Origin of the sequence: Variovorax sp. 350MFTsu5.1, from assembly GCF_048302515.1 — a bacterium.
In the GTDB taxonomy this organism is placed as follows: domain Bacteria; phylum Pseudomonadota; class Gammaproteobacteria; order Burkholderiales; family Burkholderiaceae_C; genus Variovorax; species Variovorax guangxiensis.
Genome location: NZ_CP157621.1, coordinates 317,196 through 339,951 on the forward strand (window position 1 = coordinate 317,196; position 22,756 = coordinate 339,951).

Genomic DNA, 22,756 nt, shown 5'->3' on the forward strand with positions numbered 1-22,756 from the left:
CTCAAAAACCGCTGAGCTCCTGGAGCTCGCGAAGGCACGTTCGCGGTGGCAGCCGGCGTGCATCACAGGCGAAGATCGATCTGCAGGCTATCCGCCCCCAATCGCCGTGAGGCCACCGCCTGCACCGTGCCGCCTCTGCGATGCAGGCGCAGGTCCGCCGTCCCCTGGGGCAGCCACAAGTCACGCAGCACGAACTCATCGATCTCGCTGGGAAACACCGGTTGAGCCACCACGATGCGACCGTGCAAGGCATCGATGTCGATGCCCAGACAACCTTGCAGCAGCATGAACACCGAGCCGGCGGCCCAAGCCTGCGGCAGGCAAGCCACCGGATAGGACACGGGCGCTTCGCCGCGTGCCCTTTCGAAACCACAGAACAACTCGGGCAGGCGCATGCCGACCTGGCTGGCGCATTCGAACATCTCGCTCGTCAGCCGCGCCGTACTGTCTCGCTCACCGTAACGCGCCATGCCGGCAGCACACAAGGCCACGTCATGCGGCCAGACTGAGCCGTTGTGGTACGACATGGGGTTGTATCGGATGGCCTTGGATGACAGCGTGCGCAATCCCCAGCCCGACTCGAGCCCGGAGGCCAGCAGCCGCCGTGCCACGGCGCGCCCGCGCGCCTCGCTGGGCAGCCCGGTGTACAGCAGGTGGCCTGCATTGGAGGTATAGACACGGCAGGGTGCACCAGCCCCATCCAGCGCGAGCGCGTAGAACTGCATGTCCTCCTGCCAGAAGCGCGATTCCACCCGTTCGGCCCAGGCTTCGGCGGCTTCCGCGTACGGTACGGCTTCCGCGTCGTTGCCGAGCCACTTCGCCAGCATCGCCATGCCCTTGAGCGCGGCGACCGCATAGCCTTGCACCTCGACCAGAGCGATGGGGCCTTCGGGTGTGCGCCCGTCTTCGTGGAAGATCGCGTCGTGGCTGTCCTTCCAGCCTTGGTTGGCCAAGCCGGATGCCTGGGCACGCGCGTAGGACAGGAACCCGCCGTGACGGCTGGCGTTGCGCTGGATCCAGCCCGTCGCCGCCACCAGCGCGGGCCATAGTCCCGCGATGAAAGAACGGTCGGCGGTGCGCCGCGCATACGCCGCGGCCAGTGTAACAAACAGGGGCGTCGTGTCCACGCCGCCGTAGTAGCGCCCGAAGGGCAGCTCGCCCATGGCGGTCATTTCCCCTTTGCGCAGCTCGTGCATGATCTTGCCGGGCTCTGCATCGTGGAATGCCGAGGTTTCCTGCGCCTGGTGGCTGGCGAGGTACGCCAACACGCCACGCGCCAGCAATGGCTTGAGCCACAGCGTTTGCAGCGCGGTGATGATGGCATCGCGACCGAAGGGGGTGGAAAACCAAGGGATGCCTGCGTAAGGGTAGGGGCCCGTCGGCAATGCCGTGGTCAGCAGCGCGAGGTCGGCACCTGAGCGGTCCAGCCAGGCTTGGAACTGTCGGGACGAGGTCCGTATCCGCGCACCGCCGCGCTGGCGGATGCGCATGCTGCGCCGGGCGGCCGCGCCCGCAGCCCTGAACTGCGCCCGCGCCGGGGCCGACGCGGCTGGGCCGATGTCCACGTACAGCGCGATATCCTCCCGGCCACCCAGGACGAGATCGAAGTGGCAGCGTCGCTCGTCGATGGTGGTGGGCTGGATCGAGAAAGCCAGCCGAGTGCGCCGCGTGAGGCCGTCCAACCCCCGGTAGCTCAGTTCGATGCTCGCGCCTTGCACTCGAGGCGCGAGAAACTCCCCCCGCTGCGGACGACACTCTCCGCGTACCTCGAAGGTGTCGCTGAAATCCGCACCATAGACCAGGCCGAGCTGCAGCCGCGTGACCATCGTGCTGTAGTTGCTGAGTGTGATGCGCTCGCGCAGCAGACCGTCCCAAAGGAGGCGCCGCCGCTCGATGTGCACCACGCCTTGAGGCAATGAATCGCCGCCGAGAGGAGGCAGCGGTCGATTGGTGAGGTGCGCGGTGAAGAAGACGTTGTCACGGCTCACGTCGCTGGACAGCAGGGTCGGTCGTGCGCCCTCCAGCAGGAGGTGGAAGCACGACAGCAGCCGCGTATCGTCCTGAAAGAAGCCATCGCCCGAGCCCGCGATGTCACCATAGGTGTCGGCCACCACAAAGCTGTCGCCGTCCTTGAGAACGAAGAGGTGGTCTGGCGTGCGCGGCACCGAGGTGTCCGCAGTGGTGGACCGAGGGGGTTGAGTACACTCGGGAGGAGGTGGGGTCATGCCACCTCGCTCTCGTGCAGACGACGGGCATGCGCCAATTGCCAGTAGAGGTGGGCGTAACGCTTGGCCATTGCCTGCGCGGTGAAGCGCTCGTCGAACGCCCGACGCACACGCGCGCGAGACAGGCCACCGATGCTGTGCACCGCCTTCACGGCCCCGGCGATGTCGTCGACGATGAGGCCCGAAATGCCGTGCTGCACGACCTCCGGAACGGAACCGCAGCGCCAGGCGATGACCGGCGTGCCGCATGCCATCGCCTCGATCATGACGAGCCCGAAGGGCTCGGGCCAGTCGATCGGAAACAGGAGGGCTCGCGCGCCGCCAAGAAAGGCACTCTTCTGAGCGTCGCCGATCTCGCCCACGAACTCGATCAGTGGATGATCCAGCATCGGTCGGATGCAGGTGTCGAAGTAGATGCGGTCAGCGGCGTCCACCTTGGCCGCGATCTTCAGGGACACGCCGGTGGCCTTCGCTATCTCGATCGCCCGATCGGGCCGCTTCTCCGGCGAGATCCGCCCGAGAAAGGCGAGGTAGCCGTCCTGTGCCTGCGGGCTGAACCGGTATTGGTCGGGCAGCATGCCGTGCTGCACCGTGGCATACCAGTTGGCATCTGGCAGCGGGGCGCGCTGGCTACGGGAAATGGATACCAGCGGGTACAAGGGCCAGCGCGCATAGACGTCGCGCAGATCGTCAATGTCGAGCCGACCATGCAGCGTCGTGAGCGTACGTTCCGGCATGCCCTCAAAGAAGGGAAAGTGGATCAGGTCTACGTGAAAGTGAATGACGTCGAACGCATCGGCCCGCTGCCGCACCTCATGGATCATCGCGAGGTGGCTCGCCAGGTCCGAGTTAAGGCGCCCGCTATCCAGCCGCAGCGGTTGGGCACGTGTCGCTACCAGGCGGGCCTTGGTCTGGGTCCCACCTGCGGCGAACAGCGTGACTTCGTGTCCCTGGTCAACCAATGCGTCGGTGAGATGCGCTACGACCCGCTCAGTGCCGCCGTACAGCTTGGGCGGCACTGCCTCAAACAGCGGGGCTACCTGTGCGATCCTCATGCCGTCACTCCTGTGTCCGCGCTTTCGAGCATGAGGATCAAGAACATCGTAGGCCCATGCGTTTCAGGCTTGGCTCACCATCGCCCTGCGCGAGCGGATCAGCTCGGCATAGTCGATCGCGTCGGAGAACCGATCGTAGCGATAGCTCTCGAAGGTGTACTGGTGGCCGTCGAAGCCGATTGCCAGCTCCTTCATCCGAGTAGCCGCAGCCGCGGGTTCACTGGCCGGATCGACTCTCGGCTTGTGAGGCACGAAGTTGGAACGGCGACCTTCGTCGAGGAGCGAGTCTTCGGCCTGAATGGCCTCGGGCGAACTATTGTCAGTGGCAGAACGACCGCATAGGAAGGTCAGACCGAATGCGGGCACGCCCTGTGTGAATCGCAGGTAGTACCAGCTCGCGATGACGTCCAGCAGAGGAATGCTGCATGCCGCGATCAGCAGTGCAAGCATGAGATAGGTGAACAAGGTCATGTGACCTCCAAAAAGATAGCCGTCCGCACCAGCGGAGAACGCCGAGGCACGCAGCGGGTTGCGTGCCCCGCTCACTGTGGCCGAACTACCGCTTGCGGACCTTTCAGCTGGAGCAGAGGGAAGGCATGGAAGCCTTCACGGGAAGATCGCCGGCGATGGTGTTGGCGAGACATTGCTGTCTCCTTCGGGTGGCATACCGAATGGCATGCGGCAGATCATCATCCGCCTATAGCCACCAATCACCTAGCATTGCTTTGACCTATCTTTTGTGGTGCCAATGCGATCCGATTGTTGGTTGTTGCGTGGCGCGCATGGACCTGCGCAATGCTGTCAGATTTCGGTGCCCGCCTTGAGCGGGGCACTTTGACCTCAGGTCGAGCCATTGTCCGTGTTTACTTTGGACCTGCTCTCAAGGAAGTTAGCGTGCCTTGTGTACGGCAACGCACAGACCGATTTTCTCGACGTTTCTAACGTGCCAGCGCACTCAAGGGAAGAAAATCAATGGCAAGGCAAGTCATTCATAGCGCGACCATCACTCTGAAGCTGCCGCTCGACACGAGTGTTGAAGAAGAAGAGGCAGCGTTGCAGGCCGCCGGCATTCCCGTCGACGCGATCGGCAATGCGGCGTCCGGCTTTCTGTTCATTCGGTACACGAGCGATTGGAAGAATCCGGCCAAGATCTTTCGCTGGTTTTCCACCGGCGTCGGGCACGTCCCCACCTAGCCAATGCGCCTATGTTCGCTGGCGAACCGTTTCATGCCCGGAATGTGCCTAGTCTGAGGAGGCCTTCAAAGGATTCTCCATGAACCATTCACCACTGACCCTTGCGCTGCTCGGCGTACTGAGCTTGGCCACATGCGATAGACCAGCTGCGCTTCGCCCCAACTTCCACAGCCCAAGCAATACCGACGATCACAAAGGGAGCTGCAAATGGAGAGAGAAAACGATAGCTCGGTAGTGAGTGAGGACGGCCTGACGCGAAACTACTCCGGTCGCGGGCAATTTGAGGAGCCGGCCCTGACCTGCCCCCTCCCGGCCGTACCAGCGTAATGGCAGCGAAGTCCGTCAACTTGGAGAATGACGGACATGAGAAAGAGCAGATACACCGAGGAGCAGATCATCGGTTTCATCAAGCAGGCCGAGGCCGGCCTGCCGATCAAGGAGCTGTGCCGCAAGGGCGGCTTCAGCGACGCCACCTTCTACAAGTGGCGAGCCAAGTACGGTGGCATGGAGGTGCCCGATGCGAGGCGACTGCGTGAACTGGAGGCGGAGAACAACAAGCTCAAAAAGCTGTTGGCCGAAGCCCACCTGGACATCCACGCGCTGAACACCGCCTTCGGGGTAAAGCGTTAGCCCCACAGGCCAAGCGTGCCGCCATCGCCACCATGATCGAGCAATGCGATCTGAGCGAGCGACGGGCGTGCAGGCTTGTGGGGCTCTCACGCGACAGTTGGCGCAACCCACCTGAGATCGATGCCATGACCCAGGAGCTCAGCAGCAAGATCGTCGAGATCGCGCATGTGCGCCGGCGCTTCGGCTATCGGCGCATCCACGACATGCTGCGCCCGCATTTCCCCGGCGTGAACCACAAGAAGGTCTACCGGCTCTACAGCGCGGCCAACCTGGCCGTGCGCAAGCGCAAGAAGGCCAAGCGGCCCGTCAGCGAGCGCGTGCCGCTGCAACTGGCCAGGACGGTCAATGAGGTCTGGAGCATGGACTTCGTCAGCGACAGCCTGAGCACCGGGCGGCGCATCAAGTGCCTGACGGTGGCCGACGACTTCAGCCGCGAGTGCGTGAGCATCTCGGTGGACTGGGGCATCTCTGGGCAGTACGTGACGCGGCTGCTGGACCAGGCGGCGGTCTTCAGAGGCTATCCGCTGGCCGTGCGCACGGACAACGGCCCCGAGTTCACCAGTCGCGCCTTCATGGGTTGGGCCCAGACCCATGGCATCCGCCACATCCTTATCGAGCCCGGGCGACCCATGCAGAACGGCTACATCGAGAGCTTCAACGGCAAATTCAGGGACGAGTGCCTGAACGAGCAGTGGTTCGAGACGCTGGTGCAGGCCAGGTCGGCCATCACCGCCTGGCGGCAGGACTACAACGAGGTCAGGCCGCACAGCAGTTGCAATCGCATGCCGCCAGCCAAGTTCGCCGAGCTGCATCGCCAGCGCGCTGGCGATGCAGCTCGGCCCAGCTCAAACACCACCGAGATCAATTAATCTTGCAACCCCGGACTTCCTCGTTATGAATGGCATGGCAAGAGGGGGCAGGTCAGCCCCGCAAAGTGCGACCGCAGTTCAGTGGCCGCACTTTCTGGCCGGGCAACACGCCAAGCCGATACGGGTTCTGCTGGTGGCTCCGAATCCCTCGATCCGACACGTGATCGCGCAGGAGTTGCTTGACGATCGTCGCATCCAGCTCGAAAACCAGGCGAACACCTTGCGCGAAGGGCGACGCTTGTTGATGCGCCACGAATTCGAGGTGTTGATGGTGGACGTTTGTCTCGTGGACGGCAGCGGTTTCGAACTGATTGAAGAGGCCAGGAAGCATCGCAGTGCGCCCGAAGTCATCGCCATTTCAGCGCACCTTGACGAGGCTCAGGCCCTGCATGCGTTTGAGCTCGGAGCCTCTGGCTACCTGGTCCAGGCCGCGTGGCTGCAGAGCTACGCACAGGCTGTCTTGCACGTGGTCAACGGCGGAGCCGCCGTCACTCCGACCCTGGCCCGCAGGTTGCTCGGACACCTGAACCGCTCGCGCGCCAATGGCACTCCCATTCAGTCACCGACTGACCGGGCAATATTGACCGAACGAGAACTGGATGTGCTGCGGCTTGTAGCGCTCGGGAACGTCGGCGCCGCTATCGCCAAACAGCTCAGGATCAGCCCGCAAACTGTCAACGTCCACATAAAAAGCATCTACCGCAAGCTGCAGGTCCACACGCGCGCGCAGGCTGTGAGTTACGCGACGGACAAAGGCCTTCTATAGAGAGGCTGCCACCTTCCTCAAAGGCGATCGATCGCGAGCCAGTCCTCGGGGCCTTGAATCCAGGAGCTTTCCATTGCTGCTTTGAGCAAGCTTGGGGCGCGCTCAATGGCAAGCAGCAGTGATGGCAGTGTGTACTCCGTGACGACTCCCTTGGAGTGAATGAAACGCAGAAAAGACCGCAGTGGTCAATTTCTCCGTCGGGTGCTCATCGTCTCTTCGTTCGCGCTCCTAGTCCCGGACATGGCCTGTGCTCCTGGGGCGCGTCGTCAGATCGGACTATGTTCGATGCCGCACAGATGAAACTTTCTCGCGCAGGTAAAGATGGACTGGTACGCCCGAGAAGCAAGTCGGGCGACATTCATCGATGAACCCGGCGAAAGCCATCGAGGTCTCGGAACATGCGCAACTTTCTCACCAACAACCGGGAAGAGCTGGTTTCAAGGTGCAAATCGAAGGTTGCACGCAGACCACGGCGCGCCGCCACCGAACAGCAGCTGGCAAACGGCATCCCGATGTTCCTCGAGCAACTGATCAGGACCCTTGCGGCCGAGGAGGACGACAAACCTGCGGACAGCATGAGGATCTCAGGTCCCTCCGGCGGCGATTCACCAACCCTGTCGGAGATCGGGGTGACCGCCACAGCCCATGGAAAGGAACTGCTGCAACTGGGGTACACGGTCGACCAGGTCGTTCACGACTATGGCGACCTTTGCCAGGCGATCACGGACCTCGCCTTCGAACGCGACGTGCCGTTCTCCATCGGAGAATTTCGGACGCTGAACCGCTGCCTGGACAACGCCATTGCCGATGCGGTAACCGAATTCAGCTGCCAGCGCGACACGCAGATCGCCCGCCAGCAAAGCCTGGACGCGGCAGAGCGTTTCGGTTTCCTGGTGCACGAGCTGCGAAACGCCCTCGGAACAGCAACCCTTGCGATCCACGCCCTCGAACTCGGCAACATGACCGTGGGCGGTGCGACCGGGACCGTGCTGAAGCGCAGCCTGTCTGCAATGGGCGAGCTGATCGGCCGGGCGCTCGCCGAGGTCCGCAATACCGCGTCAGAACAGCGGCAGACGTTCTCCCTCGCCGCGTTCATCAAGGAAGCCGAAGCCGCGGCCCAACTCGTCGCAGGCGCTGCAGGCTGCGCCTTCGAGGTGACGCCCGTCACCCCGATCCTGGCCATCCAGGGAAATCGCGAGTTGCTGCTCGCCGCATTGGGGAACCTCCTGCAGAACGCGTTCAAGTTCACGCACCCATGCACCGATGTCGCCTTGAGGATCCGCGAGTCCGACCAGCACGTCCTGATCGAGGTGGAAGATCACTGCGGAGGGTTGCCACAGGGAGTCGCCGCCAGGATGTTCGCCCCCTTCAGTCAACACAGCCACGACCGGTCGGGCCTGGGCCTGGGGCTTTCCATCGCCCGACAGAGCGTGGAGGCGGACTTCGGTACCCTGACCGTTCGGGATGTGCCGGGCACCGGTTGCATCTTCACGATCTGCCTGCCACGCCACGCTCTCCCATGACCGGCGCCTGCGCCGTTCCCTGTTCCCAAAAGACTCGCCATGGACATTCAATTGCTGATGCGGCTCGAACGCATGGCGCAGCCCCGGTGGCTCACGCTGTCGGCGGATGTGGCTGCGGCAAAACGCCTGGTTGCCAGCGGCATGATCGAAGCGACTCTTGAAACGCAATTCAGGTCGAGAGCATTCGCGACGGAAGCAGTGCATGTTCACGCGATCACCCGCGAAGGCGCGTTGGCCATCGCCAGCGAGAAATCCTGCTCGCGGAAGAAAACAGCGATCCTGGCACCGTGATTTGGGTTGAACGGCTGGGGCGTTCGCGAGAAGCTGATTTGTGCGATAGCGCACAAGAAATGCCACCGCTACCTATACTGAAGGGGGCTCTGCGCCTGAACTCGGATCCCGAACAATCTCCAGAGCTCGTCTGGAGCACGCGATGTCCGTTGCGATCGACCCGAGAAGAAACAAACTGCTGGCGTCTCTGCCCGAGGCCGAATGGGAACGCTGGCGGCCGCAACTCGAAGCGGTGGAAATGCCGCTGGGTCAGGTGCTGTACGAATCGGGCATCGCACTGAGCCACGTCTACTTTCCAACCAGTGCCATCGTCTCGTTGCTGTACGTGATGGAGAACGGTGCATCGGCCGAAATCGCTGTGGCTGGCAACGAGGGCATCGTCGGCATCTCGCTGTTCATGGGTGGCGAATCCACGCCGAGCCGCGCCGTCGTGCAGAGCGCGGGGCAGGGCTTCCGGCTGCGGGCACAGGTCATCAAGGAAGAATTCACGCGCCCTCCCATCCTCCACCTGCTGCTGCGCTACACCCAGGCGCTGATTACGCAGATGGCACAGACGGCGGTGTGCAACCGACACCATTCTCTGGATCAACAGCTCTGCCGTTGGCTGCTGCTGAGCCTGGACCGGCTGGAAGGAAGCGAGCTCGTGATGACACAGGAGCTGATCGCCAACATGCTCGGTGTACGCCGCGAAGGCGTGACCGAGGGGGCGCTCAAGCTGCAGCGGGCCGGGCTGATCCGCTACGCCCGCGGTCGGATTTCGGTGCTGAATCGCCGGGGCCTGGAGCAACGCACCTGCGAGTGCTACGCGGTGGTCAAGAAGGAATACGACCGGCTTCTGCCGGACAGGAACGCGTTGTAGGTGCTGCGGGCAGTGATGACCGGCGTCCGCGGACGCCGGCGCACTGTGTGCGCCATCGAACGGTGAAATCCCGGCGCTCATTGCAGACTCGTTCGGACTGCCAACATAGCAGAGGGTGAGATTGACCACCGTAGAGAACCATCTGATCCAACGGCTTCCCGCGAGGGACCGGCGGCGCTTCCTCGCTCTCTGCGAACCTGCTCCCTTGATCTGGGCCGACGTGCTCTGCACGCCCGGAGAGCGCACGCGCTATGCCTATTTCCCCACCGAAGGCTTCATCTCGCTGCTGACCTTGACTGACGGCAGTCCCGAACTCGAAGTCGGCATGGTCGGGCACGAGGGCATGTTGGGCGTGCAACTGGTGCTGGGCGTGGGCATGGCGCCCCTGCGTGCGGTGGTGCAGGGCTCGGGGATGGCGTGGCGCATCGACGCTGGAGCCTTCCGAAAGGAACTCAAGCGCAGCCCGACGCTGCAACGCGTGCTGAACCGCTATCTCTACGTGCTGATGGCCCAACTGACAATTTCAGCCGGATGCCTTCGCTTCCATCAGATCGGCCCACGTCTGGCCCGGTGGCTTCTGATGAGCCAGGATCGCGCCCACGCCGACAGCTTTCGCGTGACGCATGAATTCCTGGCCTACATGCTCGGCGTGCGACGCGTGGGCATCACCGTAGCTGCCAACGCCTTGCAGCACAGCGGGCTGATTGCGTACCACCGTGGCGACCTCCAAGTACTCGACCGTCGCGGGCTGGAAGTAGCCGCATGTGGCTGCTATGCAGCCGAGCAGAAGGCCTACATCGACACGTTGCGCTGACACCGACCATCAGACGACGTGGAAAGCTCGACGCCATGCTTGACTCTCCAACCCGTGTCCACAGCGTTGAAAAATCCTGGCTCAGTAAGCTTGGCCCGGGACTCATCACGGGCGCGGCCGACGACGATCCGAGCGGCATCGCCACCTACTCGCAAGCAGGCGCGCAGTTCGGGTTCGGCACGCTGTGGACAGTACTGCTGACATACCCGCTGATGGTCGGCATCCAGATGGCAAGCGCGAGGATAGGGCGGGTGAGCGGCCATGGACTGGCCACCAACATCCGTCGCCACTACCCGGCGTGGCTACTGTACGCAGTGGTCGGTCTTTTGCTGATCGCCAACACGGTCAATATAGCCGCCGATGTTTCCTCCATGGGCGAGGCGCGGAAGCTGATCGTCGGCGGTACGGCGCAACTGTATGCCGTCGCCTTCGGAGTCGTCTCGCTGCTGCTGCAGGTCTTCATCCCCTACCGCCGCTATGTGCGCATTCTCAAATGGCTCACCCTGGGGTTGCTGGCGTACGTGGCAACGGCATTCGTCGTGCACATCCCCTGGCGGCAGGTCATTGTCAGCACGCTGGTGCCCAGCGGGTCCTGGAGCACGGATTACATCACCACCGTGGTGGCCGTATTCGGCACCACCATCAGTCCCTATCTGTTCTTCTGGCAGGCGTCCCAGGAGGTCGAAGACCAGCTTGCAGACCCGCTGGCCCGACCGCTGATCGAAGCGCCCGAGCAAGCGCAGCCACACCTTCGGCGCATCAGGAGCGATACCTGCATCGGCATGGGGTTCTCGAATCTGGTGGCGTTCTTCATCATCCTGACCACGGCCGTCACCCTCCACCTGCACGGCGTCACCGAGATCCAAACCTCGGCACAAGCAGCCCAGGCGCTGCGCCCCATTGCTGGCGAGTTTGCGTTCATGCTGTTCAGCGCCGGCATCATCGGCACCGGGCTGCTCGCGATCCCGGTCCTGGCCGGGTCGTCCGCCTATGCCATGGCGGGCGCATTCAAATGGAAGAACAGCCTTGAGCGCGCGCCCATGAGGGCCAAGCGCTTCTACGGAATCATCGCCATCTCGACGCTGCTGGGGGTGGCTCTGGGCTTTACCGCGATCGATCCCATCAAGGCGCTGTACTGGAGCGCAGTCATCAATGGCGTCGTCTCCGTGCCGATCATGGTCGTGATCATGCTGATGGCCACTCGGACCGGGGTCATGGGGCAATTCACCATCTCGAAGAAGCTGACGCTCCTGGGTTGGCTGGCTACGGCAATGATGGGGATTGCCGTGGTGGCAATGCTGGCGACCTTGCTACGGCTTCGATGACGTATGTGCGGTATGGAACAGACCGGAATAGGCCGCCTTGATAACTTGGGGCAGTGCAGAAACCAAGGAGCTTTTCGTGAGTATAGGCACCATTCTTTTGATCATCCTGATCCTGGTTCTGATTGGGGCATTTCCGTCGTGGCCGCACAGTCGCAGTTGGGGCTACGGTCCGAGCGGCATTCTCGGCATCATCGTGCTGGTGGTGATCGTTCTGCTGCTGACGGGACGCATGTAGCACAGCACCAACAGCACTACCATTCGCAGAATTGCTGCTGAGTGCCGATGAACGCGCGGCTATTGATGCAGCGCAAGTCCAGGCTAAATGTTGTGAGGCGCCCGGATTTCCTTACACAACCCCGTCCGGCGACGCCCCATGTTTTCTTCCCGAAGACGAAGCAACATTCGCAACAGCAGCTCATAAGTCCGCTAAGCGCCAGCGGGTGGGGGTCCGATGAAGGCTTTTGCAGAGCTTTACCGAAGTGGTTCTCCATGTACGAAACTGTCTCCGATGCGTTGTTGCGCTTGGCGCTTGCCGATGCGAAGGCAGGTCTACCGGTGCTTGCGCTCGTGCGCGTCGAGGTGTTGCCTTTCCTCTGCTCGTTTGCCGATCTGCTCTGGCATGCCTTTGATCGTCGGCTAACGGTGGTCTTGCATGTCGATTCGGAATGTCCGCCCTGGTGGGTCGACCCCGACGCACTCGAGGAGGCGTTGCTGCGGCTGGTACTGCAAGCGCGCGCAGATGCGCCGCCCATCGGTCGCATGGTGTTTCGGGTGGTAGCGCCGGCCAACGGGGAAAACGGGCACTTCCTTGTGCTCGAGGCGATGACGAGGGCAGGCGAAATAGCCTTTCCCTGCGAGTTGCACGTGGACGGTGCGCAACTCCCCGCGACAAGCGGCAGGGCCCCGGTCCCAAGCGGGGGACTATCGAAGCTTCACGATTTTGCCGCCCAATCCGGGGGCTGGCTGCGTGTTGATTCGGCGCCGGGACGCGGGACGAGCGTCAGCCTCTGGCTACCTGCATTCGATTTTGCGGGAGTGCAAGGCCGAGCTATCGGCTGAATGGTTCGACTCCGAGGAGCTGTTGCCCTGACGGAACACCGATTACCGGATGGACCAGAGATGCATCTCATGAGGGATTTTGGCTACCCGGAGTGTCCGCGCCGAAGTAGAACTGAACCACCGCGAGTCCCGCTCTCCCAGCGGGCTAATTAGCAATATTATTTAACATAATATAAATTGGATAAATTTCATGATCCGGTCCGTATCTGCATTACTAGCCCTGCCTCTAAACTGCAGCCCATGCAGGCTCAAAGGGGACACCTTCAACTCATTCTCACTTTGCAGTCGCCTCCGCCCGGCGTGGACTTCGCCGTGCAGCGCGGTCGCGATGACTTAGTGAAGCCCTTCTTGGTGACGAAAGACTTCGCGTCGTTCGCGATCACCCTGACGCTTGGACCTTTACTCGCTGATGGATCCCCTAACTTCCAGGGCCCTTTTGCACAAGGCACGCCCGCAGACCGGTTCGTGTACTTGAACGCCGGCTTCTACGCAGGCCAGATGGGAACGCCATGGGAACGAAGGGCGAAGATCAAGTTGGCGGGTATCCCGATCGAGCTTGTGGAAAGCGCGGCGGGCAGGCCGGATGCGGCGATCGAGGCTCGCATCCACGGAACCATGAAGGACGGGGGGCCGGTGTGCGCCACTGTTCGGCCTCCGCAGATTTTCTGGCAAATGGTGACGCGGCCGGCCTGAGCGGATGGTCGCCTTGCTGCGCCGTTCGTGGTCTTGACCAGCTCAACAACGTCGGCTCAAGCGGGTCGTAGGCCGCCAGCAAAGGAAGTGGCTCAGCCAAGCCCATCGCCGATGGACATGGCTGGCAGTGTCGAGTCCACCTTCTCCGCGCTGGGGGTGCGTGCGAGCACACAGCTGGGTTACAACATCCGCCTGCGCGGTATGCTGGGTTGGCGCCGTGCCCTTGGCGACACCACTCCCACCAGCACGCATGCGTTTGCGGGCAGCGTGCCGTTCACGATCTCGGGTGTGCCGTTGGCGAAGAACGTGGCGGTGCTGGAGGCAGGCGTGGAAACGCGGCTGCGACCAACCTCAAGTTGGGAGCAGCCTATTCGGGGCAGTTCGGGGGCGGGCTGAATGATCACGGTTTGAAGGCCAATCTCAGCGGGACGTTCTGACGGCACCTGCGAGGCCGGGATTCCGGCGGATGATGACCGCCACCGGTTTTCTGCCGGAGCCGGTGTGGTGACAGCGGCCGCCTGTTGAGTGAGCGCCCTGCGTCCCTATGACGGGTGCGGTATCACCACGATGAATCGTCGGCGTCGATGCCTTCACGGTGCGCTGTAAAGCTGTCCTGCAGGAACTCGACCAGCGCGCGGGTCTTGGCCGACAGATGAGCCTTGGTCTGGAAGACCATGAAGCTGAAAGGCGTTGAGGTAACGAGCCACCGTGCTCTTGCTGATGCCAGTTTCCGAGGCAAGACCGCGCGTACTCCAGTGCGTCGCCCCATTCGCAGGCTTGGTGTGCAACGTCTTGTTGATCAGTTCCGCAACGCGCTCATCGTCCACGGTGCGCGGGCGTCCGGGGCGCAGCTCGTCGTGCAGACCCGTGATCCGATCCCGCGCATAGCGCCCGCGCCAATTGTTGACCGTATTGCGGTCAAAGCCCCAGCCGCTTGGCGATTTCGGTGCTCGCCGTGCCAGCATCTTCGCATCCCAGCACGATGCGCGCGCAGCGATAGCGCTGCGAGCAGCGAGCGCGACCGCGTCATTGATGTCAGTTCGGCACGCCCACTCTCGGAGCTCAATGTTGGATCCACGGGTATGGGCATTGGGCATCAGACACCTCCAGGGCTGCCCGACCCGAAGCTGTTCTTATGCCTACGAATTAGCGAGACAGGACACTAGCAAGAAGGCACTGTGCACAGCCTTGCGTCATCGAAGGCGCGGCTTGCAGAGAAACTTAGAAGTGTTCGGCAGTGAAGGTCCCCGCGGCCTTGGTTCGCTCCACCAAGGCTTGACTGCGCGCTTGCACCATTTCGCACAGCGGCAGCAAGAAGTCCCGCTCCTCTTCTGTGTAAGGCTGTTTGTCAAGCACCGATCTTGCCTTCGACATCGTGCGCTCGAGCCGCGCGGCCTCTCGCCGCAAGAGCGCAGTATCAATGCGGCACTGATGAGCGAAGTACGCCAAGTTGAACGGTGTGACTTCATCCCAAGTGAATGCGTCGCCGACAGCCATTGCGTAGGTATGGTCGAGCATGGAGTACTGCTCCACGCTGACGAGGTCGTACCAAGGAGCGGGATCAAGTAGCTCACCCCGAACAAAAAATGAGAAGTTCTTGCCGTGAGCATCGGCGTTGCCGATGACCAGTTGAAAAAGCACCCAGCGCAGCATGTCCAACCTCGTTCTTGCCGGGTGGTGCGTCAGTCTTTCGGTGGCGAAAAGCTTTGGCAAGCTCATGCCGTCGCGGAACATTGCCAAATCGCCGGCATTGCCAAGGGTGCGTTCGTACTTCGCGTCGACCGGCATGTCGCAGGCTTGGCATGCGTCAATGATGTGCAGCTTACGAACCTCGATTTGGTTTTCCTTGGCGGTGCGGAGCCGGTCGAAGCGCTCAATCACCAGTACCGGCGTCGGAAGCCGCATGATGGATACGCGTGCTACCGTACTGGTATAGCTGGCCGCCAAACTCATGCAGTAGTGTTCGTTGGCGACCAAGTGAGGCGTTCGGTCTGTCTGAGGCTGTGGCTTCAGGATGTAAGTGGAAGCCAGTGGCGGTTCCGCCAGCCACATTGCCGCGCCGGGGTCCAAGCCTGGGTCGTGTGCCGCGAAGACTGCAAGTTTGTCTTGGTAGCCTGCAATGGACATGCGCAGCTTGCCATCCCAGATTGTCAGTCCACCTTCTGTCGCGTTGAGTATTCGCGCATTGAGTTCTGCGCGCGGCAGAACTCGGCTTTTCGCACGCTCACTCGGTTGTTGTTCTGCAGCATGGAATTCGAGTGCACCCGTGGTCTCCCCTCCCATGCTGCGCAAGAGAGCGAAAGCGTTGCTGGGGGCGACATGCAGTTGTTCGATGACTGCGTGCAACGGCGCTCCCTCGGGGAAAAGATTGACGATGAAGCGCCGTATGGCATTCGAGTCATACCCGCCTTCCGGCGCTTGCCACGGGATGGCCGGTGAAAGCTGGAAAGCCCTTTTCTCTATCCAGGTGTCGTCGTACGCGAAGGTCCACTTGTCCAGTCGTGGCGTAAAGGTCAGTTCACCCACGCACATTTCGTTGCCGTGGCTGACCTGCAGGCGGTGCACCACCGTTTCAGGCGTGTTCATCGTGCAGTGCCTCCATGCGTCGCAGCATGTTCGCAAGTTCGCCTTTTGTGCCCACAAGCAAGCCCAAGCCCAAACCATCGAGCACGGCAAGTAGCTTGTCCAAGCGGACGGCCCCTACCCCATTCTCCAGACGTGACAACGTGTCCACAGACACCCCGAAGAGGCTTGCAGCATCGTCGATGCGCAAGTCTTGGTCTTTGCGCGCCGTCCTCACATAGGGACCCAGCGCGTGAGCAGCGCCAACGAGCACCGGCGGCTTATGGATGTGGCGAATGCCTTTCGGAAGCAGTTGATTTTTCTCGACCATTTTCGGAATTCCAGCAACTTGCTGTGCTAAAGAGTTTCTGAAAATCCGAAATTTTAGAGGTCGCATGCGGCGAATGCAAAGATTTTCCGAAATACCGAAACTCTTTCATGAGAATGAGAATTTCGAAAAAATTTCTACTTCTCCGAAATGCCAAGAGAAGGCGCATGATCCAGTTGGTGTGGTCAAGGTGGCGGCTGAAGGGGAAGCACGGCCGTTGCCCTTACCAGAGGCCGAGGCGTGCTACAGCCAGCGGGCCATGCTCAAGGGCTCCTCAGCCGAGCAATTGCGGCCATGAGATTTGCGTCTGCAGGAATGCTTCCAAACTCTCCCTTTTCGCGCGCACCGGCATTCAACAGCACATCGGGCTCGACGCCGCGCCCCTGCCATGACGTCCCCTTGGGCGAAGACATGGCTCCTGTGGTGAGTTTCAGCGCCGTACCGAAGTCGAGGGGCAGAATCGTTTCAATCGAAGCCAGACCTGCGCTCGGTTGTCCTAGCACCGTGGCCTTGCGCAATTCCTGCAATGCCTTGGCCAACGCCTCGGCACCGGCACCCGTCTTGGCGTTGACCAGGACAACCAGTCGCAGTGACAGCAGCGATGGGCGCGTTGGCTCATCAGCCTGCACCGAAGTAACGCTTGCATAGTCGCCGGCTACGGCTCGATAGACCCGGCTCGCGCCAGCATGCTGCCCGGACACCCGAACGATCACGGAGCCAGGCTGGACGAATAGCGCGGTAAGGCCCACCGTGGCATTCAGGAGTCCGCCAGGAGAATCGCGCAGGTCAAGCACAAGGCTTTGCAAGGGGCCAGCGTTGTCTGCCTCCAGTCTCGCAACGTCGGCAAGCACTTCGTTGCGTGTGCGATCCTGAAATTGAAGCAGCCGAAAATAACCGACGCCCGCAGAGAGCAGTTTTGCCGATCTGACGGTAGCTGCCTTGATCGGCTCGCGGGTCACCGTGAACTGGAGCGGCTCGTTCGTTCCCGACCTGCGCACCTGCAGTGTCGTTCGCGTGCCCACCTCGCCTCGCAATGCATTGACCGACTGGGCCAGGGAAAGAGAACTGGTCGACATGCCGTCGATCGATACGATCAAGTCCCCTGCCCTCAGTCCGGCCTTTTCTCCAGGCGCTCCCTTGATGGGTGAGACGATCTCGATAAGGCCATCGTCGCCGGAATGTGCCCGCATCTCGAGGCCGATGCCCGCCGATTTGCCCGGTGCATCTCCTCGCTGCGCTCGCCATTCAGCCGCGTTGAGGTAAGCAGAGGTTGAATCCAGTCCTTTGAGAGCTGCACGGATGCAACGCTCAATCAGGCTTGTGTGGTCCTGACTGGATAGACCAGAGATGGAGGCCTTGCACTTCGCCTCAAGCTCCCCCGCCTTGATCGGCCTGACATAGTTCTTCGAGACCTGCTGGGAGAACGTCCGCCACGAGCGCGAAGCCAGCACACGCTGATAGGCATCTTCATGTGTGGATGCGCAGAGTGTCGATCCCGCGGAAGCCGAAAGGATGGCCACGCTCATCAGCCAGAAATTTCGCCACTTCCGTTGCACGCCTGCGAAGTGGGTTGATGCTCCCATTGCATTCACCTTCATCTTGTCGAGATCGGTTGTCCGTGCTGAAGGCAGCAGAGTATGCAGTGTTCATCTGCGCAATCCGTGTTTCCCCAACCGAGGATGCGTTTGATCGCGCAGATGATCCCATACCCCCGGGGAGCGTGCGAATCCCTGCGAGTGGATGTCCGAAGGGACGCCGCCGGTGTTACCCGCCCTCGACGAAAGCCTCCTCGCGCTTGGAGCGTATGGACGGCAGCAGCACGATCAGCAGCAGGGTGAGCGCGGCGAGCAGCAGGCCCGCCGAATCGGGCGCGACACGACAGTGCTTCAGTACCAGTTGATGCTCCGCGCACAGATCTTCCCGGGTCGCGAGTGGGCAACGGTGAGCGAGATCGCTGAACGGCTGCAGGCCCAGCTTCACGGAGTGGTGGCGCTCGTCTCGCGCGGCGAGGAGGCGGGCTTGGTCAAGCGCAAGCCCGGCACCACGGATCGGCGCCAGGTCGAGGTTCATCTGCTGGCAGCCGGGCGCAGGAAGCTGGAAAAGCTCGCGCTTCTGCACCAGGGGCAGATTGCCGATCTCACGGAGGTCGTGGCGCTTGTCGGAAAGACCCGTGAATAGCTAAAAAGGCGCCGCTCCGTTCAGCGGGAGAAGCGCCGGGTTCCGGTCACTGCTGAACCTTGCCGCTGCCGTTCACGATCGAAAGCTCTACGAACTTCGAGCCGTTGCGCCCGCCGCCGCCGAAGCCGATGACGTAGTCGCCGAGGTCGTAGTCGGTCATCCCGTTCAGCGCGGCGATAGTGCCCTCGCGCGTGGGCGTGCGGCCCTGGCGCTGCACGGCCTCCACGATCACGCGGCCGGCGATGTAGCCCTCCATCATCAGGTAGCTCTTCGGCTCCTTGAGCTTCTGCTGGTTGAACGCCTCCGTGAACTCGCGCTCGAGCCGGCTGGTGCTCTTGTAGGGGTTCGGCGTGACCTGGGAGATGACCACGCCCCTCAAGTGGTCCTCGCCCAGGCGCTGCGACAACTGCTCGATGTCCGCGCCCGAATACGCGAAGAGCTGCGCCGCGCCGCCGCTGATCCGGTAGGCCTCGATGAAGGCTGCGGTCGGTGCGCCATTGGCGACCAGGATGATGGCCTGCGGCGCGGCCTTGGTGAACACCTGCACCGCTTCGGAGATGGATGTGTTCGCGCCCCGGTTGCTGCCCGTGTAGGGAGCGCGCGTCACGAAGCGGACCTTGGCCTGCGCCGCCGCCTGGTCGGCCGCCGCGACGATGGCGTCGCTTCCGGGGCCGGCTTCGTAGAGCAGCCCCAGCTTGGTGATGCCCACCGTCGACAGCTGGGTGGTGAGCTTGGCAAGCTCGCTCGGGATGTCGGCGCGCACGTTGAAGAGCTGCGCATGCGCGGGTGCGATGTCGGTGGTGCGGTAGCCCACCAGCGCGATGCGCTGCTGCTCCAGCAGCCGCGTGGCCAGCAGCTCGCGCAGATTCTGGCTGCCGAAGTAGCCGGCCAGCACCATCGGCCGCTTCTCGGTGAGCAGCTTGCGGGTCTGCTCGACGGTGGATTCGGGCCGGCTGCCGTCGTCCTCCGTCGCGAGCGCGAAGGTGTGGCCGTTCACGCCGCCCTTGCGGTTCGCAGCATCGAAAGCCAGGCGCATGCCGGCCGCATAGCCCTGCCCCTGCTTGGCCTCGAGGCCGCGCATCGGCGCCACCTGCGCGACCAGAACCTCCAGGGCCGACGCGTTGCCCATTGCCCCCGTGGCGATCGCCATGCCTGCGAGCCAGCGTGTGAGTACCTGTTGATACATGGTCGGCTTCTCCTTTTGTTTTAAAGCGCGCCCAATATATGCAACGTTTTGATACGTAATCCGAGGGAAAGCACGGATGGCTGCGCTGACCGAACTGTATGGCCGAGCCATCGGTGCAGCCACGACTCCGGAGAGCTACTGCTCGATCCTGATGCCACGCTCCTTCACCAGCTTTGACTACTTCGCGGGTCGATGAACGCGAACTCGGCTGGCTCGAGCTTGGACTGCGGGCGCACGATATTGCGAATCTCGGCATGTGCTCCAGCATTCTGGTGTTCCAACATGGAGGATTGCGCCACGAATTGCCAAGATTTGATCAAGGCTGCTGCAATGTGAAGATGACCGCAGCGCGATGCGAATTCCATGACATAAAGGCGGTGTTTATGAGATCGAAATCTCTCGTCGGCGCCAGATAATGCGCACCCCGCCGCGAACGTCTCCTGCCCTGCAGAAGAAGACGTCACTCCGCCGGCGGCGCACATTGACTGCTCTATGGCCGACGAACGTATCCTGATTGTTGAAGACGACCCGCAGATTGCCGAGGTGCTTTCTGCCTACCTGCAGCGTGAAGGGTTCCAAACGGCGCACAGCCGTGATGGTGAGGAGGCGCTGCGGATGTTCGGGCAGTGGCAGCCGGCGCTGGTGCTGCTGGACTACATGTTGCCGCGACTGAGTGGCAGTGAGGTCCTGGCCGCCATGCGCCGCGCGAGCGATGTCCCGGTCATCATGGTGACGGCCATCAATGACGAGGCCGAAAAGCTCGGCGCGCTGCGCTACGGTGCGGACGACTATGTGGTCAAACCCTTCAATCCGAAGGAGGTCGTCGCACGCGTGCAGGTCGTCCTTCGGCGTTCGCGTGCTGCGTCGTTCGCTGCGAAGTCCCGGCTTTCTCATGGAGCGCTCGAGCTCGATCTCGATGCCGTGACGGTGCATGTCGACGGTGATGCCAATCCGCTTGAATTGACGATCACCGAATTCAAGCTGCTGTCGACCATGATGCGGCATCCGCGCAAGGCCTTCACTCGGTTCGAGCTGCTGCAAGCCTGTCTGCCTGAAAGCGATGCGCTCGAACGGGTGGTTGACACGCACATGCACAACCTGCGGCGCAAGCTGGAGGAGCGCGGTGTCACGGGCATCCCCCTCGCTGTGCGAGGCGTCGGCTATCGCCTGGGCGGTTCGTAGCGATGCGCTCGCGTCGATCACTTTGGGCGTGGCTCACTTGGCGGATGGTCGTCTTGGCCATTGCTGCGACCGCAGCGGTGCAAGCCGGGATGTGGGGGCGCTACAACTACCTGGAAGCAAAGGCTGAGTCCAAACTGCCACCCGGTGTGGCCGCAGAGATGCGGCGTCTTGAGATCGAGCCGGAAAAGAACGCAAAGCGGTTGCAGGAAATCTATGCCATGTACGGTGAGCTTTTCGCGCCGCCGTCCGATACCGAGGATCTGATCGTGCAGGCGCTGTTGAGCCTGGCCATCGTTCCCTTTGTGGTGGCGTTCGGCCTGATTCTGGCGCGCCGCATCGTTCGACCGGTCTCGCATGTGGTCGCGGCCGCAGAGTCGGTGGCGACGGGACGCTTCTCGGCCCGGGCACCGGTGCTCGAAGCGGCGCCTGCTGAACTCCAGCGCCTCGCGATGCACTTCAACAAGATGGCGCAGCGCTTGGAGGCGTACGACAGGGAGCTCCACGATTCGAGTGCGGCCATCGCGCATGAACTTCGTACGCCCTTGACTGCGGCGATGGGACGACTGCAGGGCATTCTGGATCGGGTGTTCCCGTACGAAGAGGGCCAGATCGCCACGGTTCTGGATCAGCTGGAGCAGATCCAGCGCATCATCGGTGACCTGCAGGTTCTTTCGCTCGCGCAAGGTGGCCGACTGCATCTGCAGATCAGCGAGTTCGCCGCGCGGCAATTCGTCGATGAAAGAATCCACTGGGCCAGCCCCGCCTTGCAGGCACGCGGCGTGCGGGCCGTCAACCATGTCGATGTCGGGCAGACCGTGCGCGCGGACAGGACGCGGCTCGGTCAGGCTCTGTCGGCCCTCATCGACAACGCGGTGCGCTACGCAGGTGACGGTGGCATCGTGGAGATTGACCTTGTGGAGCGAGACCTGGGCGTTGAACTGATCGTTCGCGACCGGGGCACGGGTGTTTCATCCGATGACAAGGACTTCTCGCGCTTCTTCGAGCGCTTCTGGCGCAGCGAGCAGTCTCGCTCGCGGCACGCCGGCGGAACCGGCCTGGGCCTGTCGGTCGTGCAAGCGATCTGCAGGGCCCATGGCGGCCACGCGAGTGCTTCAGCGCGCGCCGGTGGCGGCGCAGAAGTGCGCATCTGTTTGCCGTACACGGGAGCGGCGATGGATTCAGGCACGTTGGTGGCCTAGCGATGCGGTCGCAGGTGTGAACAGGAGGCGCGTGGTTTCTTGCAGCACCGCTTCCAGCGCAATCTCGCGTGCCGGGGGGACTCCGCCCGCCCGTGCTCAAGACCTCGGCTCGGTGTGCGATTTGCACCGTGCGCTGACCGGTGAAAGCGATTCGGCATAGCCATGGTCGAAGGTGAGGGTTTCCTTGCGAGCTGAATTCTTCAGCGGCGAGTTGAAGAAGTTTTTCTTGACGACGGCAGCGGGTTTGCTTTTTCCTGCGGCGACGCGAGGATCTCAATGGGCACTTGCAGTTGGGGAGTGCGACTGTCCCAGATCGCGCGCGTCACCGGTTCCATTTACATCGTGACCGGCAGGCTGCTCAGCCCGGACCACGTGTCGCGGATCCTGGGCAAGCGACCGCCCAAGATCTCCATCATCGCGACTGCCAGCGCGCGCAGGGAGGCGAGTGTGATCAAGCGCAGCTTCCCTGATGTGCGCGTCGCCCAGCACAGCGATTGCGATGCCAAGGTGGTGCTTGTCGAGCCCGACACGGTCTGGGTCTCGAGCGCGGACTGCGGCAGGTCCGCGATGATCGAGTCCACCGTCGGTCCGCATTCGACCAGCGTTTTCAACAGAGCCCTGGAATCCTTTTCTCCGCAAGCTCTGGTCCCAGTCGCTCGAGATCCAGTGACCTTGTTCCGACGGCCGCCCTCCCCGCTGACAGCCAGATCTCCTGAAACGTTCTTCCTTTCCGGCGGCAGCGCCCTGTCGAGAGCGCTGCGGATCGTCCTGCGGCCGTCGCGGGCCACCTGACGGGTGGCGATGCGTGAGCCTCGCAT

General features: G+C 62.3%; 25 protein-coding genes. 16 read left to right on the forward strand and 9 right to left on the reverse strand.

What is annotated here, in order from left to right:
• Window positions 1-62: 62 nt before the first annotated feature.
• The 3 genes from ABL843_RS32940 to ABL843_RS32950 form a co-directional block, all read right to left on the reverse strand.
• Complete coding sequence (locus ABL843_RS32940; protein WP_418120562.1) at window positions 63-2,225, reverse strand: glycogen debranching N-terminal domain-containing protein; 2,163 nt, start codon at window positions 2,223-2,225, stop codon at window positions 63-65.
• A complete protein-coding gene (locus tag ABL843_RS32945) occupies window positions 2,222-3,280 on the reverse strand; it encodes a glycosyltransferase family 4 protein (protein ID WP_418120563.1) in 1,059 nt (352 codons plus the stop codon). The genes ABL843_RS32940 and ABL843_RS32945 overlap by 4 nt, the downstream gene beginning before the upstream one ends.
• Before the next feature lie 63 nt (window positions 3,281-3,343).
• The gene (locus ABL843_RS32950) at window positions 3,344-3,751 is read right to left on the reverse strand and encodes a hypothetical protein (RefSeq protein WP_418120564.1); all 408 of its coding nucleotides are present in this window, start codon (window positions 3,749-3,751) and stop codon (window positions 3,344-3,346) included.
• A 501-nt stretch (window positions 3,752-4,252) separates the two neighbouring features.
• Here ABL843_RS32950 and ABL843_RS32955 point away from each other — a divergent pair.
• The 12 genes from ABL843_RS32955 (at window position 4,253) to ABL843_RS33010 (ending at window position 13,699) form a co-directional block, all read left to right on the forward strand.
• Complete coding sequence (locus ABL843_RS32955) at window positions 4,253-4,474, forward strand: hypothetical protein (protein ID WP_418120565.1); 222 nt, start codon at window positions 4,253-4,255, stop codon at window positions 4,472-4,474.
• Window positions 4,475-4,837: 363 nt separating this feature from the next.
• Window positions 4,838-5,973, forward strand: a protein-coding gene (locus ABL843_RS32960) for an IS3 family transposase (RefSeq protein ID WP_418116623.1) whose coding sequence is annotated in 2 segments (ribosomal slippage) — window positions 4,838-5,099 and window positions 5,099-5,973 — 1,137 coding nt in all. Because the reading frame shifts where the segments join, the coding sequence is not laid out codon by codon here.
• Between the two features lie 25 nt (window positions 5,974-5,998).
• Entirely contained in the window at window positions 5,999-6,739 is a 741-nt protein-coding gene (locus ABL843_RS32965; protein WP_418120566.1) for a LuxR C-terminal-related transcriptional regulator, read from the forward strand.
• Between the two features lie 398 nt (window positions 6,740-7,137).
• Window positions 7,138-8,262: a sensor histidine kinase gene (locus ABL843_RS32970; protein WP_418120567.1), complete on the forward strand. Its 1,125-nt coding sequence runs from the start codon at window positions 7,138-7,140 to the stop codon at window positions 8,260-8,262.
• 39 nt (window positions 8,263-8,301) lie between these two features.
• Window positions 8,302-8,553, forward strand: coding sequence for a hypothetical protein (locus tag ABL843_RS32975; protein WP_418120568.1), 252 nt, complete (start codon window positions 8,302-8,304; stop codon window positions 8,551-8,553).
• Between the two features lie 142 nt (window positions 8,554-8,695).
• Window positions 8,696-9,412: a Crp/Fnr family transcriptional regulator gene (locus ABL843_RS32980; RefSeq protein WP_418120569.1), complete on the forward strand. Its 717-nt coding sequence runs from the start codon at window positions 8,696-8,698 to the stop codon at window positions 9,410-9,412.
• Window positions 9,413-9,617: 205 nt separating this feature from the next.
• Window positions 9,618-10,226 carry a Crp/Fnr family transcriptional regulator gene (locus tag ABL843_RS32985; protein ID WP_418120570.1) on the forward strand — a complete coding sequence of 203 codons (609 nt, stop codon included), beginning with the start codon at window positions 9,618-9,620 and terminating at the stop codon, window positions 10,224-10,226.
• Window positions 10,227-10,261: 35 nt separating this feature from the next.
• The gene (locus ABL843_RS32990; protein WP_418120571.1) at window positions 10,262-11,551 is read left to right on the forward strand and encodes an NRAMP family divalent metal transporter; all 1,290 of its coding nucleotides are present in this window, start codon (window positions 10,262-10,264) and stop codon (window positions 11,549-11,551) included.
• A gap of 76 nt (window positions 11,552-11,627) precedes the next feature.
• Entirely contained in the window at window positions 11,628-11,786 is a 159-nt protein-coding gene (locus ABL843_RS32995; protein ID WP_418120572.1) for a DUF3309 family protein, read from the forward strand.
• 254 nt (window positions 11,787-12,040) lie between these two features.
• Complete coding sequence (locus tag ABL843_RS33000; protein WP_418120573.1) at window positions 12,041-12,610, forward strand: hypothetical protein; 570 nt, start codon at window positions 12,041-12,043, stop codon at window positions 12,608-12,610.
• Window positions 12,611-12,850: 240 nt separating this feature from the next.
• Complete coding sequence (locus ABL843_RS33005; RefSeq protein WP_418120574.1) at window positions 12,851-13,303, forward strand: DUF5990 family protein; 453 nt, start codon at window positions 12,851-12,853, stop codon at window positions 13,301-13,303.
• A 111-nt stretch (window positions 13,304-13,414) separates the two neighbouring features.
• Entirely contained in the window at window positions 13,415-13,699 is a 285-nt protein-coding gene (locus tag ABL843_RS33010; protein ID WP_418120575.1) for an autotransporter outer membrane beta-barrel domain-containing protein, read from the forward strand.
• Between the two features lie 194 nt (window positions 13,700-13,893).
• On the opposite strand, the gene ABL843_RS33015 is transcribed toward ABL843_RS33010, so the two are convergent.
• The 4 genes from ABL843_RS33015 to ABL843_RS33030 form a co-directional block, all read right to left on the reverse strand.
• Window positions 13,894-14,400, reverse strand: a complete 507-nt coding sequence (locus ABL843_RS33015; protein WP_418120576.1) for a helix-turn-helix domain-containing protein — start codon at window positions 14,398-14,400, stop codon at window positions 13,894-13,896.
• A 124-nt stretch (window positions 14,401-14,524) separates the two neighbouring features.
• The gene (locus ABL843_RS33020) at window positions 14,525-15,889 is read right to left on the reverse strand and encodes a HipA domain-containing protein (RefSeq protein ID WP_418120577.1); all 1,365 of its coding nucleotides are present in this window, start codon (window positions 15,887-15,889) and stop codon (window positions 14,525-14,527) included.
• Window positions 15,876-16,196: a helix-turn-helix domain-containing protein gene (locus tag ABL843_RS33025; RefSeq protein ID WP_418120578.1), complete on the reverse strand. Its 321-nt coding sequence runs from the start codon at window positions 16,194-16,196 to the stop codon at window positions 15,876-15,878. Before ABL843_RS33025 ends, ABL843_RS33020 begins: the two co-directional genes overlap by 14 nt.
• A gap of 260 nt (window positions 16,197-16,456) precedes the next feature.
• Window positions 16,457-17,791 carry a S41 family peptidase gene (locus ABL843_RS33030; protein ID WP_418120579.1) on the reverse strand — a complete coding sequence of 445 codons (1,335 nt, stop codon included), beginning with the start codon at window positions 17,789-17,791 and terminating at the stop codon, window positions 16,457-16,459.
• A gap of 163 nt (window positions 17,792-17,954) precedes the next feature.
• Between ABL843_RS33030 and ABL843_RS33035 the strand changes: the two genes are divergently transcribed.
• On the forward strand, window positions 17,955-18,371 hold the full coding sequence (locus ABL843_RS33035) for a MarR family winged helix-turn-helix transcriptional regulator (RefSeq protein ID WP_418120580.1): 417 nt from the start codon (window positions 17,955-17,957) through the stop codon (window positions 18,369-18,371).
• 46 nt (window positions 18,372-18,417) lie between these two features.
• On the opposite strand, the gene ABL843_RS33040 is transcribed toward ABL843_RS33035, so the two are convergent.
• Window positions 18,418-19,557 carry an ABC transporter substrate-binding protein gene (locus ABL843_RS33040; RefSeq protein WP_418120581.1) on the reverse strand — a complete coding sequence of 380 codons (1,140 nt, stop codon included), beginning with the start codon at window positions 19,555-19,557 and terminating at the stop codon, window positions 18,418-18,420.
• A 164-nt stretch (window positions 19,558-19,721) separates the two neighbouring features.
• A complete protein-coding gene (locus ABL843_RS33045) occupies window positions 19,722-19,922 on the reverse strand; it encodes a hypothetical protein (protein WP_369662652.1) in 201 nt (66 codons plus the stop codon).
• A 127-nt stretch (window positions 19,923-20,049) separates the two neighbouring features.
• On the opposite strand from ABL843_RS33045, the gene ABL843_RS33050 reads away from it, so the two are divergent.
• The 3 genes from ABL843_RS33050 to ABL843_RS33060 all read left to right on the forward strand — a co-directional run bounded on the left by ABL843_RS33050 (window position 20,050) and on the right by ABL843_RS33060 (window position 22,730).
• Window positions 20,050-20,739 carry a response regulator gene (locus ABL843_RS33050; protein WP_369662653.1) on the forward strand — a complete coding sequence of 230 codons (690 nt, stop codon included), beginning with the start codon at window positions 20,050-20,052 and terminating at the stop codon, window positions 20,737-20,739.
• Between the two features lie 53 nt (window positions 20,740-20,792).
• Window positions 20,793-21,938 carry an ATP-binding protein gene (locus ABL843_RS33055; RefSeq protein ID WP_418120582.1) on the forward strand — a complete coding sequence of 382 codons (1,146 nt, stop codon included), beginning with the start codon at window positions 20,793-20,795 and terminating at the stop codon, window positions 21,936-21,938.
• A 297-nt stretch (window positions 21,939-22,235) separates the two neighbouring features.
• Window positions 22,236-22,730 carry a hypothetical protein gene (locus ABL843_RS33060; RefSeq protein ID WP_418120583.1) on the forward strand — a complete coding sequence of 165 codons (495 nt, stop codon included), beginning with the start codon at window positions 22,236-22,238 and terminating at the stop codon, window positions 22,728-22,730.
• Window positions 22,731-22,756: the final 26 nt, after the last annotated feature.